At 71.2% G+C, this 15,112-nt stretch carries 15 protein-coding genes and 1 pseudogene; 8 read left to right on the plus strand and 8 right to left on the minus strand.

The features are described 5' to 3' along the window. The first annotated feature begins 87 nt into the window (after window positions 1-87). Complete coding sequence (locus ACZ4Z2_RS19470) at window positions 88-459, plus strand: peptidase inhibitor family I36 protein (RefSeq protein WP_468077791.1); 372 nt, start codon at window positions 88-90, stop codon at window positions 457-459. Between the two features lie 97 nt (window positions 460-556). Here ACZ4Z2_RS19470 and ACZ4Z2_RS19475 read toward each other — a convergent pair whose 3' ends face one another. Further along, window positions 557-1,516, minus strand: a complete 960-nt coding sequence (locus tag ACZ4Z2_RS19475) for a diacylglycerol kinase family protein (protein WP_468077589.1) — start codon at window positions 1,514-1,516, stop codon at window positions 557-559. Window positions 1,517-1,715: 199 nt separating this feature from the next. On the opposite strand from ACZ4Z2_RS19475, the gene ACZ4Z2_RS19480 reads away from it, so the two are divergent. After that, complete coding sequence (locus ACZ4Z2_RS19480) at window positions 1,716-2,999, plus strand: adenylosuccinate synthase (protein ID WP_468077591.1); 1,284 nt, start codon at window positions 1,716-1,718, stop codon at window positions 2,997-2,999. Between the two features lie 613 nt (window positions 3,000-3,612). Beyond that, entirely contained in the window at window positions 3,613-3,918 is a 306-nt protein-coding gene (locus tag ACZ4Z2_RS19485; protein WP_468077593.1) for a hypothetical protein, read from the plus strand. Window positions 3,919-3,974: 56 nt separating this feature from the next. Here ACZ4Z2_RS19485 and ACZ4Z2_RS19490 read toward each other — a convergent pair whose 3' ends face one another. The 4 genes from ACZ4Z2_RS19490 to ACZ4Z2_RS19505 all read right to left on the minus strand — a co-directional run bounded on the left by ACZ4Z2_RS19490 (window position 3,975) and on the right by ACZ4Z2_RS19505 (window position 6,535). After that, a complete protein-coding gene (locus ACZ4Z2_RS19490; protein ID WP_055542634.1) occupies window positions 3,975-4,625 on the minus strand; it encodes a hypothetical protein in 651 nt (216 codons plus the stop codon). Window positions 4,626-4,649: 24 nt separating this feature from the next. Then, on the minus strand, window positions 4,650-4,985 hold the full coding sequence (locus ACZ4Z2_RS19495; protein ID WP_468077595.1) for a helix-turn-helix domain-containing protein: 336 nt from the start codon (window positions 4,983-4,985) through the stop codon (window positions 4,650-4,652). An 84-nt stretch (window positions 4,986-5,069) separates the two neighbouring features. Beyond that, a complete protein-coding gene (locus ACZ4Z2_RS19500; RefSeq protein ID WP_468077597.1) occupies window positions 5,070-6,038 on the minus strand; it encodes a hypothetical protein in 969 nt (322 codons plus the stop codon). 89 nt (window positions 6,039-6,127) lie between these two features. After that, the gene (locus ACZ4Z2_RS19505) at window positions 6,128-6,535 is read right to left on the minus strand and encodes a peptidase inhibitor family I36 protein (RefSeq protein WP_468077599.1); all 408 of its coding nucleotides are present in this window, start codon (window positions 6,533-6,535) and stop codon (window positions 6,128-6,130) included. A 258-nt stretch (window positions 6,536-6,793) separates the two neighbouring features. Between ACZ4Z2_RS19505 and ACZ4Z2_RS19510 the strand changes: the two genes are divergently transcribed. The 3 genes from ACZ4Z2_RS19510 to ACZ4Z2_RS19520 are packed head-to-tail and all read left to right on the plus strand — an operon-like array spanning window position 6,794 to window position 10,220. Next, a complete protein-coding gene (locus ACZ4Z2_RS19510) occupies window positions 6,794-8,269 on the plus strand; it encodes a peptidoglycan-binding protein (RefSeq protein WP_468077601.1) in 1,476 nt (491 codons plus the stop codon). Next, window positions 8,266-8,964 carry an ABC transporter ATP-binding protein gene (locus ACZ4Z2_RS19515; protein WP_468077603.1) on the plus strand — a complete coding sequence of 233 codons (699 nt, stop codon included), beginning with the start codon at window positions 8,266-8,268 and terminating at the stop codon, window positions 8,962-8,964. The genes ACZ4Z2_RS19510 and ACZ4Z2_RS19515 overlap by 4 nt, the downstream gene beginning before the upstream one ends. A 20-nt stretch (window positions 8,965-8,984) precedes the next feature. Then, entirely contained in the window at window positions 8,985-10,220 is a 1,236-nt protein-coding gene (locus ACZ4Z2_RS19520; RefSeq protein WP_468077605.1) for an ABC transporter permease, read from the plus strand. A 112-nt stretch (window positions 10,221-10,332) separates the two neighbouring features. On the opposite strand, the pseudogene ACZ4Z2_RS19525 reads toward ACZ4Z2_RS19520, so the two are convergent. The 3 genes and pseudogenes from ACZ4Z2_RS19525 to ACZ4Z2_RS19535 all read right to left on the minus strand — a co-directional run. Further along, a pseudogene (locus ACZ4Z2_RS19525) lies at window positions 10,333-11,197 on the minus strand (dolichyl-phosphate beta-glucosyltransferase); the annotation flags it as partial. After that, window positions 11,194-11,886, minus strand: a complete 693-nt coding sequence (locus ACZ4Z2_RS19530; RefSeq protein WP_468077607.1) for a GntR family transcriptional regulator — start codon at window positions 11,884-11,886, stop codon at window positions 11,194-11,196. The pseudogene ACZ4Z2_RS19525 and the gene ACZ4Z2_RS19530, both read right to left, overlap by 4 nt. A gap of 284 nt (window positions 11,887-12,170) precedes the next feature. Next, a complete protein-coding gene (locus ACZ4Z2_RS19535; RefSeq protein WP_468077609.1) occupies window positions 12,171-13,526 on the minus strand; it encodes an aminotransferase class III-fold pyridoxal phosphate-dependent enzyme in 1,356 nt (451 codons plus the stop codon). Window positions 13,527-13,914: 388 nt separating this feature from the next. Here ACZ4Z2_RS19535 and ACZ4Z2_RS19540 point away from each other — a divergent pair, with 388 nt between their 5' ends. After that, window positions 13,915-14,523: a DJ-1/PfpI family protein gene (locus ACZ4Z2_RS19540; RefSeq protein ID WP_468077611.1), complete on the plus strand. Its 609-nt coding sequence runs from the start codon at window positions 13,915-13,917 to the stop codon at window positions 14,521-14,523. Further along, window positions 14,520-14,987 carry a MarR family winged helix-turn-helix transcriptional regulator gene (locus tag ACZ4Z2_RS19545; RefSeq protein WP_468077613.1) on the plus strand — a complete coding sequence of 156 codons (468 nt, stop codon included), beginning with the start codon at window positions 14,520-14,522 and terminating at the stop codon, window positions 14,985-14,987. The genes ACZ4Z2_RS19540 and ACZ4Z2_RS19545 overlap by 4 nt, the downstream gene beginning before the upstream one ends. Window positions 14,988-15,112 lie beyond the last annotated feature (125 nt).

A 15,112-nucleotide genomic window follows, 5' to 3' on the forward strand; every position in this document is an offset into this window, starting at 1 on the left:
CCCCGCCGAACCGACCCCCCGTCGAACCAACCCCCGCCGAACCGACCCCCCACCGAAGGGACCCGTACCACCGTGAACCGCTCGACCGTGAAGCGCTGTACCGCCCTGCTCTCCGCCGTGCTCCTGTCCGCCGGAGCCGTCCTCACCGCCTCGGCCTCCGCACAGGCCGCGGCCTGCGGCAGCGGCAACTTCTGCGTGTGGACCGACGCCAACTTCTCCGGCATGAAGATCGAGTGGCCGGGCGACGACCACTGGTGGGAGAGCAACATCGCCGACGAGGACTCCTCCTGGGCCAACCACGGCATCTCCGGGGCCGGCATCAAGGACCACGTCAAGGTCTACTCCAGCGGCAACCTCGGCGGCCACATGACCATCTGCCTCACCCCCGGCCAGGAGGTCGGCTACAACGGCGCCGCCAACGACGACGGCGACTCCCACACGTGGGCCGCCGGCTGCTGACACCGCCACTCGCCGGCAAGCAACCGCCGACGACCAGGTGACCCAGGGCGCCCGACACCCGCCGGGCGCCCTGCAACGTCCCTTCCCGCCCGCCCCGTCATCCCGGCAGCGTCAACCCCCACGCCCCCTCCCGGACCGTCCACGTGCGGGTCCGTACCGGTCCGGACACCACCAGGGAGTCCGCCCGGTAGCGGAAGTCCGCGCCGGAGACCGTCACCCGCTGCCCCACCGCCCGCAGCGGCGCGGCCTCGGCGCCCACGGAGACCGGCCGGACCTCGACGTCCGCGCCGCCGTCCGTGCCGGGGGCGATCGACACGCCCCGCACCGGCTGGTCGAGATCGACGAGCGTCACCCCGTCCACCTCCACCCGCAGCCGGGTCGGACCGGTCACGGCCGGGGCGGCGACCCGCATCCGGGCGGGCCGTGCCACCCGCGCGATCCGGGGCGGCCGCGCGGACAACGTCCGCACCAGGGACTGCGGCCAGCTCCGCAACCACGACTGGTGCCCGGAGGAATCACCCCCCGCCCCCGCACCGGTCCCCGCCCCGACGCCGAATCCGGTCCCGGCCTCGGCCGCCGCCGCGTCCTCGTCGGCCTCCGCCGCCGCGTCGACGGCGGTCGCTCCCGCGGGCGCCGGGATCCGCAGGGTGCCGAGCACCACCCCGTCGCTGTCGTCGACGAGCAGATCCAGCCGTCGTTCGACACCGTCGAGGGCGGCCCGCGCGGCGGCCACGGCGCCGGTCGGCACGCCGAGCGACCGGGCGAGGCCCTGCGCCGGCCCCACCGGAACCATCGCCAGCGCGCACGCCGCCAGCTCCCGCTGCCGGTGCAGAAGAGCCACCGCGCGCAGCAGCGCACGGTCGTCCCCGACCACCACCGGCCGTCGGGAACCCCGCCGTGCGAGCACCCGCGCGAATTCCTCGGGCCCTTCCGGGAGGCACACTTTCGTACTCGCCGCACCCGCGCTGAGCACGTCTTTCGCGATCCTTACCGCCTCACCGTCCGTGTGACGGGCGAGGGGGTCGATGACCACGAGGAGCTGGTCGCCAGTCGCCACCTCGGTCCTGCCTCGCTTCCTCGGGTAGCATCTTTGTGCAAGAGCCCCTTGCGCTATTGCGCCAGGGGCTTCGTCTATTCCGGGGCATCCGGGTCCACAGTGTGCGACCAACGACGGTCGCGGTGCACGCGGTGAGCATTCAAGCCACCGCGTACGCCCCCGACCTTGGACATGCCCCGCCCGGAAGGGGTGTACGCGCGTGCCCGCACTTGTGCTGCTCGGTGCTCAGTGGGGTGACGAGGGTAAAGGGAAGGCCACCGACCTGCTCGGCGGATCCGTGGACTACGTGGTCCGCTACCAGGGCGGCAACAACGCCGGCCACACGGTCGTCGTCGGCGACCAGAAGTACGCCCTCCACCTTCTCCCCTCCGGCATCCTCACCCCGGAGTGCACTCCGGTCATCGGCAACGGCGTCGTCGTCGACCCGTCGGTCCTGCTCTCCGAGCTGAGCGGTCTGAACGAGCGCGGCGTCGACACGTCCAAGCTCCTGATCAGCGGCAACGCTCACATCATCACGCCGTACAACGTGACCGTCGACAAGGTCACCGAGCGCTTCCTCGGCAAGCGCAAGATCGGCACGACCGGGCGGGGCATCGGCCCCACCTACGCGGACAAGATCAACCGCGTGGGCATCCGGGTGCAGGACCTGTACGACGAGTCGATCCTGACGCAGAAGGTCGAGGCGGCCCTCGACGTCAAGAACCAGATCCTCACCAAGCTCTACAACCGGCGCGCCATCGCCGTCGAGCAGGTCGTCGAGGAGCTGCTGGGCTACGCCGACAAGCTCGCCCCGTACGTCGCCGACACGGTCCTGGTCCTCAACCAGGCGCTCGACGACGACAAGGTGGTCCTCTTCGAGGGCGGCCAGGGCACGCTCCTGGACATCGACCACGGCACGTACCCCTTCGTGACCTCCTCGAACCCGACGGCCGGCGGTGCCTGCACGGGTGCGGGCGTCGGCCCGACGAAGATCAGTCGCGTCATCGGCATCCTCAAGGCGTACACGACCCGTGTCGGCGCCGGCCCGTTCCCCACGGAGCTGTTCGACGAGGACGGCGAGGCGCTGCGCCGGATCGGCGGCGAGCGGGGTGTGACCACCGGCCGTGACCGCCGCTGCGGCTGGTTCGACGCGGTCATCGCCCGGTACGCGACCCGGGTGAACGGTCTGACGGACTTCTTCCTCACCAAGCTCGACGTCCTCACCGGCTGGGAGCAGATCCCGGTCTGCGTGGCCTACGAGATCGACGGCAAGCGCGTCGAGGAGCTGCCCTACTCCCAGACCGACTTCCACCACGCCAAGCCGGTCTACGAGACCCTGCCGGGCTGGTCCGAGGACATCACCAAGGCGAAGTCCTTCTCCGACCTGCCGAAGAACGCGCAGAACTACGTCAAGGCCCTGGAGGACATGTCCGGCGCCCCGATCTCCGCCATCGGCGTGGGCCCGGGCCGCGACGAGACGATCGAGATCAACTCGTTCATCTAGCGCACCCACCGGATCCCTCACGGACCCACGCCTTGACCGACGGGGCGGCCGACTCGACCGAGCCGGCCGCCCCGTCGGCCATGTCCCCTCCACGCCGCACCGTCGGGCGAGGGCGGTGAGGCGGTCGAGTTCGCGTTGGGCCGCGGCGGGGTGGGCGGGGTCGAGGGCCAGGGTGGCGCGGCCCATCTGCGGGGCGTGCGCGTTCCGCAGGGCTCTCGGACGCGGTGTCCGGGAAGCCCCGGTTCTCGGCGAGGGGGCGGAAACCGGTGTCGCCGCGGACACCGAAGAGGCAGGCGAGCGTCGTACGCGTTGCCCACGTTCAGGACGAAGGGGTCCATGGCGGCGTGCCAGGCGGAGTCCTCGTCGTCGGGGTCCCACAGGCGCGCGCCGGGGCGGCACTCGATCATCCCGTCCAGGTCGGTGGCCATGGGCGCATCGTGCCCGCGGCCCTCGCCCGTCTGCATCCGGGTTTCCTGGGGCGGGCATGGCCGGGCATCTCATCGGACATTCTTCGCCCAGCGGGCATATCCTGAGGTCGTGCCCGGTGTGGTCCACGGGGTGGGAGAGGGGGGTGGTGCCCGGGAGTCCTCAGGGGGCAGGAGAGGAGACTGCCATGCGCGTGTTGTTGAAGGCGTCCTTCGACACCCAGTTGTCGAGCGAGATGCTGCGGAGCGGCAAGCTGCCCCAGATGATGGAGGCGCTCATGGAGCGCACCAGGCCGGAGGCCTCCTACTTCACCGTCGATCAGGGCCGGCGCACGATGTACCTGTTCTTCGACATGACGGACTCCTCCGACATGCCCTCGATCGCCGATCCGCTGTTCGGGGAGATGGGCGCCAGTATCGACTACACGCCGGTCATGAACCTCGACGACCTGCAGAAGGGGCTCGCCAAGCTGAGCGGGGCTGAGCGGGACTGAGCCGAGTCGAGCTCAGGTGACGCACACCCGGTCCCTGCGGCCCTCGCCGCCACTCCTCAACTGAAGATGATCATCGATCCCTGCGCCAGGCTGCGGGTCGCCGCCGCGTTCAGGCCCAGCCAGACATGGCGTTCGCGGGCGAAGGGGCTGGAGTCGAACGGCGCGGGAGCGGCCGGTTCCTCCAACGACGTCGGCGCGAGCGGCGGCGCCGGGGCCAGCGGCGGGTTCGCGGGGTCGATCCCGATCGCCGGGGCCACGATCTCCAGTTCGCGCAGCAGGCCCTGGGAGGAGCCCAGGGGGCCGTTGCCCGCGAGGAGTTCGTCGTTGGCCAGCGGGTGCGGGAAGTCCACGGGGACGTACGCGCCCGCGTGGTCGTAGTGCCAGACGAGGTGCGACTGCTGGGCCGTCGTCTCGAACATCTCCAGCAGTTGCTCGTAGTCGCCGCCCAGCTCACCCACCGGCGTCACCGGCAGCCCGCACACCTGCAACAGGTACGCCCGGCGCAGGAAGTGCAGCGCGTCGTAGTCGAAGCCCGCGATCGGGGCGACCTCCCCGGTCAGCCCGGGCATGTACTGGTACACCGGCACCGGCGGCAGTCCGGCCTCGCCCAGCACCTGGTTGTAGAGCGCGAGTTCCTCGGCGAAGGGGTTGTCGGGCGTGTGGCAGAGCACGTCGACGAGCGGGACCAGCCAGAGGTCACAGGCCAATGGAAAGCTCCTAGTGAAGGTCGATCACAGGCCGCACCCTGCGGGCAGGGTGGTCAGGGAAGGGTAGTCGCTACAGGGTGCGTCGAGGCCCCCTGATGCGACTTGTACCCTCCGTACGGCTTGTTCGCACGGCACGTGGCGCAGGTGTGCGAGCGTGGCGACCAGGCAGACTTGGAGGCGGCTGAGGCCTCCCAGCTTCACCCGCAGATTGGCCACGTGCCACTTGGCGGTACGGACCGTGATATCTATCCGCTCGGCGATCTCCCGGTCGGAGGCCCCGCCGGACAGGACACGCAGCACCTCGTGCTCCCGCTTGCTCAGCGAGTCGACGATGCCCAGCGCGTCGCATATGAGGGCCATGGGCCCCTCGGTCTCCGTATCCGGGCAGCTCGTGCAGGTACGGTGCATTCCTCCCCTGTTCCCCCGTTCGTCCTTCGGCCTTGGTCACTTGATCAAGGAGTCGGCCACCCTCATGCGGTCGGACAGCTGGTCCTTGGCCTTCGCCAAGTTCTCCGCATTCTTGTCGATGAGCCGCTGCTGGTAGGCGGTCTCGACGGCGGACCACACCCCGACGAGATTCACCTTCTTCTTGCAGGCGACGTCCTGCTTCGCCGCCGCGATCGCCTTCGGGCCGGCCAAGTCGTTCTCGCCCAGTCCGAGATCCTTCACGGGGCTGACCGGTTCGTCGCTGTGGTAACCGCGTTCTGCCATGCATGTGGACCAGGCCCGTATCGCATCGATGACCCGGGAGTCCTGCTTGGAGCGGCCGTACGCCTCGAAGGACAGGTTCTGCGCGAGTTGGAAGTCGACCGTGTCGTCGGTGGGGCGGAACAGCTTGAGGTTCGCCTCGTGCAGGCACCCGCCTACGGGCACCTTTCGGCCCCCGATGGCCTGGGACCCGGCATGGGAGTTTTCGGCCTGCTCCTGGCTGCGGGGCAGCTTGGCCGGGTCCTGGCGATCGACACCGAAGAGCACGAGCCGCTCGTTGGGGCTCAGTTCGCCCGGGGTCGGCGCCTTGGCGTGGGTGATCACGGGCGGCGCGTAGCCCTGGAGGGCGGCACGTTCGGGGCTGGAGACGCCGTAGCGGCGGGTGTTCTCCGGCTCGGCGCGGGAGGTGTCCGCGGGCTGAGCGGAGTAGCGGAAGCCGTAGCGGCGCATGCACTGGTCGGTGAGGACGATCTGGGCGCGATCGAGCGTGGAGCGCTGCTCCGGGGTGGCCTGGTAGCCGTCCAGCGGGAACTTGAGTCCGGCCGTGTCCAGGGCGACGGCGGTCTTCGCGATCGGCGGTTCGCCGTCGGCGTCGCTCCCAGTCTTTCCCTCGGAGCAGCCGGAGAGGACGAGCGCGGCCAGGATCAGGGCGCTGGCGTTCGCGGCCGGGCGGGCGGGGTGGCGCGGGGCGCGTGAGCGGGACAACGTAACTCCGATTGGGCGCGGTACCATGCGGCGACTGCCGTTCCGCCCGGTGCTTTCGGGCGGAACGGCAGTCGTGTTTCACGGCCGGGTCACTTCTTCGCGGAAGAGACCTCGTTCTTGAAGTTCGAGGAGTAGTTGCCCTGGTTGCCGGCCGGGATCCAGCCGTGGACGCCGCCGTAGTTGGCATCGGTGTAGACGTCCCAGGTGACGCCCTGGCGGTTCCAGTACGACGCGGTGTTGTCGTTCACCGTGACATTGCGGCCGGCGCAACCGGAGGGGCCGACGAACCAGTTGTTGTTGAACTGGGAGTCCTCGGTCACCAGGTCCCAGACGCAACCGCCCTGGTTCGAGTTGTAGTACTCGCCGAACTCACCGGACTCCAAGTAGCCGTTGCCGCCCACGGCGGACGCGGTGCCGGCCGTGGCGAGGCCGCCGCAGCCGAGAGCGATCAGGGACATACCCATGACCACCGCGCGGCGAACCTTGTTGCTGCTCATCAGCACACTGCCTCTCATTGCAGGTCTTTGCTGCCTTTTGATGACATGTTGGTCGCCGGGTCGGAAAACAAGTAAGGGCTTCCTGGTTGGCAACCAAGGTATCCAACATCATCGAACTGGTGTGTCTCTACTGGTCTTTGGGACAGGTGTGGCGCCGCCGGTTCCTTGGTTAGGGTTTCTCGGCCGTCGATCAACCGGGAATCGCCCGAGAATCACGCACGCCCCTTGCTCCGCACGGCTTCGGAGGCCCAGGAGGGCGTGCGTCTCTATCGTCTCAACCTCGTAGGAGACCCGACCTTGCACGAGTCCGGCCGGGACTCCGGCTCTCACCTGGCCCGGCACCGCACCCGTGTCCTCGGCGTCGCCCTGGCCGCGGTCCTGCTCACCGGCGCCGGGGTGCTCGCCTCCACGGTCATAAAGTCCCCCGCGCAGGCGGCCGCGGAGGCCGGACCGCCGCCCGAGGACGTTCTGACCGCGCCCGTCGAACGGCGTGTGCTGCGCGACACGGTCGTGATGCGTGGAACGGTGACCGCCGCCCAGTCCGCCGACGTCGGCACCGGCGGTGGCACCGCGGAGGGCACGGCCAAGCCGGTCGTCACCAAGGAGCCGCTGCAGGCCGGCGACGCGGTGCAGCGCGGACGCGTACTTCTGGAGGTCTCCGGCCGCCCGGTCTTCGCCCTCAAGGGCCGGCTGCCGGTGTACCGGGACCTCAAGCCCGGCGCGAAGGGCGCGGACGTCATCCAGCTCCAGACCGAACTGCGCGCCCTCGGCCACGGTACGGGAGCGGACGCCTCCGGCGTCTTCGGGGCTGGGACGAAGAGCGCGCTCAACGCGTTCTACGGGTCCATCGGATACGACCCGCTGCCCGCCCAGGCGGACGGCGGCAAGGCGGTGCAGTCGGCCAAGGACGCGGTGACGGCGGCGGAACGGACTGTGGAGGACGCGCAGTCGGGGAGCGACGGCACCAAGGGTGGGGAGACCACGGGGACCTCGGCTTCTGCCGGGACTGCCGGCGGTGGCGGCCGTACCGAACGGCGCGCCCGTGAGGACCTTGCCAGGGCACGGGCCGAACTGGCCAAGGCCGAGGCCGCCGACGGCCCGATGCTGCCTGCTTCCGAGGTGCTGTTCCTGCGGGACTTCCCGGCCCGTGTGGACACCGTCCGGGCGAAGGTCGGCAGCGAGGTGTCCGGCCCGGTGCTGACCGTCTCGGCCGGGAAGCTGGTCGTGCATGGCTACCTGGAGGAGTACCAGAAGGGGATGGTCCGTCCGGGCAGCACGGTGGAGATCACTTCCGAGACCAGCCAGGTCAGCGTCTCCGGCAAGGTCACCTCCGTCGCCTCCGACATGACCACCGCCGCGCCCCAGCAGCAGGAGGGCGACCAGTCCGCCGCGGCCGCGGCCGCGGCAGCGGCCGACGGCACGAACGGGTACCTCATGGTTGTCGAACCTGACAAGGCCCTCCCCGCCGTCCTGGCCGGCCAGGACGTACGGCTCACCATCGAGGCCGCCTCCACGTCGGGCAAAGCGCTGATCCTGCCGGTGACCGCCGTGTCGGCGGGCGCCGACGGCAAGAGCGTCGTCACCGTCGTCGAGCCCGGAGGTCGGCAGCGACGTGTGGAGGTACGGCCCGGCACCACTGGCGACGGCTATGTCGAGGTCACCCCCGTGTCCGGCGGCAGGCTGGCCGAAGGGGACAAGGTGGTCACCGGAGTGCGCGAGCAGGGCACGCGTTGACGCCGCTCTCCGGTGAACCGCCGGTCATCGAGTTCCGGCAGGTCGGACTCACCTACGCCGGACCGCCCCAGGTCGAGGCGTTCCGGCCGTGCGATCTCACCGTTCTGCGGGGCGAGTTCGTGACCGTCGTCGGCCCTTCCGGCTCGGGCAAGTCGACGTTTCTCAACATCGCGGGACTGCTCGACACCCCGACCACCGGAACATACCTGCTGGACGGCATCGACGTCGGCGGGCTCAAGGACGACGAACAGACCGCGCTGCGCGGCCGCCGGATCGGCTTCGTCTTCCAGTCCTTCCACCTGCTGCCGCATCGCAGTGCCCTGGAGAACGTCCTGCTCGCGCTCGTCTACGACGGCACACCCCACGCCGAGCGCGGTCCCCGCGCCCGCGAGGCCCTCGAGCAGGTCGGCCTCGGGCACCGGGTGAACGCCCTGCCCACCCAGCTCTCCGGTGGCGAACGGCAGCGCGTGGCAGTCGCCCGTGCCCTGGTCGGCCGGCCGTCCCTGCTCTTGTGCGACGAGCCGACCGGCAACCTCGACTCCGGCAACGCGGAGTCGGTGCTGCGGCTGCTGGAGGAGTTGCACCGGTCCGGGATGACGATCATGGTGATCACTCATGACAGTGCGGTCGCCGAGCGGGGTTCGCGTGTGGTCGCGATCAGGGACGGGGTACTGCGCGAGGGTGCGATCTCATGAGGGCCCGTGTGAGGATCCGTATGCGGTTTCGACAGAGCCGCGCTCGTACCGTAGCCCCTTCCGTCTTCGGACCGCGCGACCTGCTGGCGGAATCGCTCGCGGGGATGCTCCAGCGGCCCGCCCGGTCGGTGCTGACCGCGCTCGGGACCGTGCTCGGCGTCGGCACCTTCGTCGCTGTGCTCGGGCTGACGGCGACCGCGTCCTCCCAGATCGACGCGCGTTTCGATCTGTTCGCGGCGACCGAGGTGACCGTCGAGGACCACGCGCTGGAGCAGAACGAGTTCGTCGGAATGGGCTTTCCCGTCGACGCCGACGAACGGGTGGAGCGGCTCAACGGGGTCCGGGGCGCGGGCGTGCACTGGACGGTCCGGCTGCCGAGCGGGACCAGCGTTCGGTCCTCGCCGGTCGGTGACGACAGCGGGGAGGCACCGGACGTCGTCGCTGCGTCGCCCGGGGCACTGCGGGCGGCCGTACCGCACCTTCAGCAAGGGCGGCTGTACGACGCCTACGCCTCCGACTCGGCGCAGTCCGTCGCAGTGATCGGCAAGAGTGTGGCCGCACGGCTCGGCATCACGACGCTGGAGACGCACCCGGCGGTGTTCATCGGCGACGAGCCGTTCACTGTCACCGGCATCATCGACGACGTCGAGCGAGAGCCGGGGCTGCTGCTGTCGGTGATGGTGCCGCGCACCTCGGCGGAACGGATCTGGGGGCCGCCGTCCGGCGGCGCGAAGATGCTGGTGTCGACGGACGTGGGCGCGGCCCGGCAGGTGGCCCGGCTGGCGCCGACCGCGCTGCGGCCGGACCACCCCGAGTACTTCAAGGCCGTACCGCCGCCGGATCCGCGCACGCTGCGCACGAAGGTCACGTCGGACCTGGACCAGCTGTTCCTGCTGCTGGCCGCGATCTGCCTGGTGATCGGCGCGGTCGGGATCGCGAATACGACCCTGGTCGCGGTGCTGGAGCGGACCGGGGAGATCGGCCTGCGGCGGGCGCTCGGGGCGCGCGGCAAGCACATCATGGCCCAGTTCCTGGCGGAGTCCGGGACGCTGGGAGCACTGGGCGGACTCATCGGGACGAGCCTCGGCACGGTGTCGGTCGTCGCTGTGGCGGTGGCCCGCGACTGGACGCCGGTCGTCCACCCGCAGACGGTGGCCGCGGCGCCGGTGATCGGTCTGGTGACGGGCGTACTGGCGGGGCTGTATCCGGCATGGAGGGCTTCGCGGGTGCCGCCGGCGGAGGCGTTGCGACGATGATCGAGGGTGCTTGTTCAGGCATGCTCGGCCAGGCACCCGATGAGGATGTGGGTGTTTGTCGTGGGCCACGACGGCGCGGGCCGTTTCGGCCTCCGCGGCGGGTCAGGGCGTGGTTCTCGTCTTGGAGGGGGTCGGGGAGGTAGCGGTCGTTCGGGTCCAGCCGGCGGCCGATGGAGAGGGCCACTGCCATCAGCAGGAAGACGGTGACGGCGACGACGTCGGCCGACCGGACCGAACGGGCCCAAAGGGACGGCGAGTTCGCCGAGGACACGGGCGTAGTCGCGTGGCCGGATCTTCGACCCGGGCTGGTGGGACCAGCGGATCGGGACCTCGGCGACGGACCAGTCGGCGCGCCGGAAGTGCCGCAGTATCTCGACGTCTATCCCGAACCCGTCCAGCCGGGAGGCGGCGAACGCCTCGCGGGCCCGCTCGCCGTCGAACAGCTTGAACCCGCACTGCGTGTCGCGGATCCCGGGCACCGCGAGCCCGCGTATCAGCAGGTTGCCCGCGCGGCCGAGGTTCTCGCGCAGCCGGTGCTGCCGCCGCTCGATATGGGCTCCCGGCGCCTCACGGGAGCCGATCGCCGCCGCGTGCCCGTCGCTGAGCGCCTTGTCGAGCAGCTCCAACTCGTCGATGGGGGCGGCGAGATCGGCGTCCGTGACCAGCACCCGGCGGCCGTACGAGGCGCAGACCCCGAGGCGCAGGGCGTGCCCCTTGCCCCGGTTGCGGGGCCCGCCCCTGACGAGCTGCACCCGCGCGTCGCGCTCGGTGACGGCGGCCACGACCTCGCGCGTGCCGTCCGTCGAACCGTCGTCGACGACGAGGACCTCCCAGGTCTCGGCGGCCTCGGTCGCGGTGAGGTGGGTGACGATCGCGTCGAGCGTGGGGCCGAGGCGCCGCTCCTCGTTGTACGCGGGGATGACGACGGACAGATCGACGCCGACCCGGGGGCCGGCGCCCGTGCGGGCCTCGCTCATTCGCCGGCCAGCCGTTCCACGAGGCTCAGCGAGTGGTCGTCGTACTCGGCGATGATCTCCTGCGCGGTGATCGCGTCCCGGCGGTTGAGCGCGTCGACGAGGTCGGTGTACCGGGCCCACAGCCGGCCCCGCAGGTCGTCAGCCCGGCGCAGGTGCTGCACCGCGCACACCCAGGACTGCACCCGCAGCCGGTGCAGGAAGTCGGAGAGGTAGGGGTTGCCGAACAGCACGATCAGCTCGCGCCAGAACCGCAGGTCGTAGCCGATCAGGATGTTCAGGTCACCGGCGGCCGCGGCCCGCCGGGCCTCCTCGCCGCGCCGCCGTACGCCGGCGAGCGCCGCGGCGGTACGGGTGTCCATCTTCCGGTCGCCGAGCCGGCGGAACATGCCGTCGCCGATGAGGATGCGGGCCTCGACCATGTGCCGGTAGTCGCCCAGCGAGTACTCGTGCACCTGGAAACCGCGGTGCTGCACCGCGTCCAGCAGCCCCTGCGCGGACAGGTCCACCAGCGCCTCGCGCACGGGCGTCGCCGACACCCCGTACTGCTCGGCGATCTCCTTCACCGTGAACTCCTGGCCGGGCTTCAGCCGGCCGGCCAGCACCTCGTCACGGAGCGCGTCCGCGAGCTGCTGCCGCAGGGTGCTACGAGTCACGGCGCCATTACCGCCGCCGGTGCCGGTGCCGGGCATCGTGGTCCGCTTCCCCCATCCGCGTACGCGTACGCAGTCTCGTGCGTGGTCTCTGCGTTCTCTTACGAGCACGTCACCTTACGCGTTCGCGTTCCGGGGAGGCTGTTTCGGGCCCGCCTCCGCGACCGCCGCGCCGCACGGGCCCCGACCGGCACGAATAGGCCACCTGGCGTGCGGTTTTCCCCCACGGGGAGGAGGTGGGGGAGGAAGCCCGGCACACGCGCGAGGGCGCCCCCGGGTCGTGGGACCGGGGACGCCCTTCGGCGCTCCTGGGCGGGGCGGCGTCAGACGGTGAACTCGTCCGCCGCCGTCAGCGCCGCGTCGAGGGCGGCGAGGCCCTCCTTGGCCTCGGCCTCCGTGATGGTGCACGGGGGGACGACGTGGGTGCGGTTCATGTTCACGAACGGCCACAGGCCCTGGGCCTTGGCGGCGCCCGCGAAGGCCAGCATGGGGGCGTTGGCCTCGCCGGCCGCGTTGTAGGGGACGAGGGGCTCGCGGGTCTCCTTGTTCCGGACCAGCTCCAGCGCCCAGAACATGCCGACGCCGCGCACCTCGCCCACCGAGGGGTGCCGCTCGGCCAGCGCGCGCAGCCCCGGCTCGATCACGGACGCGCCGAGCGCCGCCGCGTTCTCCACGACCCCCTCCTCCGCCATGACGTTGATCGTCGCGACGGCGGCGGCGCAGGCCAGTGGGTGCCCGGAGTAGGTCAGACCGCCGGGGTACGGGCGCCGGGCGAACGTCTCCGCGATCGCGGGCGAGATGGCGACGCCGCCGAGCGGCACGTACCCGGAGTTCACGCCCTTGGCGAAGGTCATCAGGTCGGGGACGACGTCGAAGAGGTCGGCCGCGAACCACTCGCCGGTCCGCCCGAAGCCCGCCATGACCTCGTCGAGGACGAAGACGATGCCGTACTTGTCGCACAGCTCCCGCACCCCGGCCAGGTAGCCCGGCGGCGGGACCATGATCCCGGCCGTGCCGGGGATGGTCTCCAGGATGATCGCGGCGATGGTCGACGGGCCCTCGAAGGCGATCGTCGTCTCCAGGTGCTCCAGGGCGCGGGCGCACTCCTGCTCCTCGGTCTCCGCGTAGAAGCGGGACCGGTAGAGGAAGGGCGCCCAGAAGTGCACGACCCCGGCGGTGCCGGCGTCGGAGGCCCAGCGGCGGGGGTCGCCGGTGAGGTTCACGGCCTGCTGGGTGCCGCCGTGGTACGAGCGGTACGCGGACAGCACCTTCGGGCGGCCGGTGTGGAGGCGGGCCATGCGGACGGCGTGCTCGACGGCGTCGGCGCCGCCGTTGGTGAAGAAGACCTTGTCCAGGTCGCCGGGGGTGCGCTCCGCGATCAGCCGGGCCGCCTCCGAGCGGGCCTCGATCGCGAACGCCGGGGCGAACGTGGTGAGCGTCGCCGCCTGCTCCTGGATGGCCGCGACGACCTTCGGGTGCTGGTAGCCGATGTTCGTGTAGACGAGGCCGCTGGTGAAGTCCAGGTAGCGCCTGCCGTCGTAGTCCCAGAAGTACGACCCCTCCGCGCCGGCGACTGCGAGCGGGTCGATGAGCTCCTGGGCGGACCAGGAGTGGAACACGTGCGCGCGGTCCGCCGCCTTCACCGCGGCGCCGAGCTGGGGGTTGGGCTGAGGGGTCATGGCGTCGAGGGTAGGGGCCGGGGGTGCGGCCCCGATATCGGCGTCGTGTCTGCGGCAGGGCACCGCATCGCGACAGTGTGTCGCCCGGAGGGATGGGGGCGGGGCCCCTGAGGTTCGCCGGGTGCGGGTGGGTGGGGGCTGGTCGCGCAGTTCCCCGCGCCCCTGAAAAGCGGCCGGGGCTGCGCCCCGTGCTTTTCCTGGGGAGGGCGGGCCGCAGGCCCGTCCCTCCAGGGGCGCGGGGAACTGCGCGAGAAACCACGAACCACCCGCACCCGCCGAACGGACGGCGCACCCCGAGCTATGAGGCGCCCTTCATGTCACGTTGACAGCATCCTGGCAAAGTGTCAGCATGCTGTCATAACAGCGAACGGCCCCAGGAGGAGAAGCCATGACCAGCAACCCCGTCCACCTCGCCGTCTACGACACCTACGCCGACTGGGAGACCGGCCACACCACCGCCTGGCTCGCCCGCGCCGGCCACGAGATCCGTACGGTCGGCCCGACAGGGAACCCCGTGCGGACCATCGCCGGCGTCCGCATCCAGCCGGACACCACCCTCGCGGACCTCCGCCCCGAGGACAGCTCCCTGCTGATCCTCACCGGCGCGGACGCCTGGGACACCGGCGACGACCTCGCCCCCTTCGCCGGCAAGGCCCGTGAGTTCCTCGCCGCCGGCGTCCCCGTCGCCGCGATCTGCGGCGCGACCGCCGGGCTCGCCCGGGAAGGTCTGCTGGACGACCGCGCCCACACCAGCGCGGCCCCCTTCTACCTCGCCGCCACCGGCTACAAGGGCGCCGAGCACTACGTCGACACCGACGCCGTGACCGACGGGGACGGCCTGCTCGTCACCGCCGGCCCCACGGAACCCGTCGCCTTCGCCCGCGAGGTCTTCCGGCTCCTCGGTGTCTACGAGGGCGAGGTCCTCGACGCCTGGTACCGCCTGTTCCACGACTCGGACCCGGAGGCGTACGCCGTCCTGGAAGCAGCCTCCCGATGAGCCGTACCCGGCAGGACCTGCTCAGCCGCACCGCCCTCGGTGTCTTCCGGCTCAACGGCCAGTTCCTGTCCGTCGCGGACGAACTGGCCCGCCCGGCCGGGCTCACGGCGGCCTGGTGGCAGGTCCTCGGCGCGGTCCTCCCCGAGCCGCTGCCCGTCTCCGGGGTCGCCCGCGCCATGGGCATCACCCGGCAGAGCGTGCAGCGCGTCGCCGACCTGCTCGTCGACCGGGGCCTCGCCGAGTACGTCCCGAACCCGGCCCACCGCCGCGCCAAGCTCCTCACCCCGACCCCGGCGGGACGCGCCGCCGTCGAGAAGATCGACCCCGGTCACGCGGCCCTCGCCGACCGTCTCGCGGAAGCCCTCGGCGAGGAGGGGTTCGCCGAGACCGTACGGGTCCTGGAGGCCCTGTCGGCCGCGCTGGAGGACCTGTCCGCCGGGCAGGAGGCTGTTACGGAACCGTAGACACCGCCCCATCCGTCTCGTCCCGCCGCCGCACTACGATCGGTCCGTTGCGCACGTTCGGCACGTTCAGCATGTACGCGGCGCAACCGTACGTACGGGACAGGCACGCGTACACATCCGTGCGT

The organism is Streptomyces sp. NPDC030183, from assembly GCF_055573455.1.

What these genes read in the sequence shown, in the direction of transcription:
- ACZ4Z2_RS19485 (WP_468077593.1), top strand. Translation starts at nt 3,613, where the DNA reads ATGCGCGTGTTGTTGAAGGCGTCCTTCGACACCCAGTTGTCGAGCGAG.
- ACZ4Z2_RS19495 (WP_468077595.1), bottom strand. Translation starts at nt 4,985, where the DNA reads ATGGCCCTCATATGCGACGCGCTGGGCATCGTCGACTCGCTGAGCAAG.
- ACZ4Z2_RS19505 (WP_468077599.1), bottom strand. Translation starts at nt 6,535, where the DNA reads ATGAGCAGCAACAAGGTTCGCCGCGCGGTGGTCATGGGTATGTCCCTG.
- ACZ4Z2_RS19520 (WP_468077605.1), top strand. Translation starts at nt 8,985, where the DNA reads ATGCGGTTTCGACAGAGCCGCGCTCGTACCGTAGCCCCTTCCGTCTTC.
- ACZ4Z2_RS19530 (WP_468077607.1), bottom strand. Translation starts at nt 11,886, where the DNA reads ATGCCCGGCACCGGCACCGGCGGCGGTAATGGCGCCGTGACTCGTAGC.
- ACZ4Z2_RS19535 (WP_468077609.1), bottom strand. Translation starts at nt 13,526, where the DNA reads ATGACCCCTCAGCCCAACCCCCAGCTCGGCGCCGCGGTGAAGGCGGCG.
- ACZ4Z2_RS19540 (WP_468077611.1), top strand. Translation starts at nt 13,915, where the DNA reads ATGACCAGCAACCCCGTCCACCTCGCCGTCTACGACACCTACGCCGAC.
- ACZ4Z2_RS19545 (WP_468077613.1), top strand. Translation starts at nt 14,520, where the DNA reads ATGAGCCGTACCCGGCAGGACCTGCTCAGCCGCACCGCCCTCGGTGTC.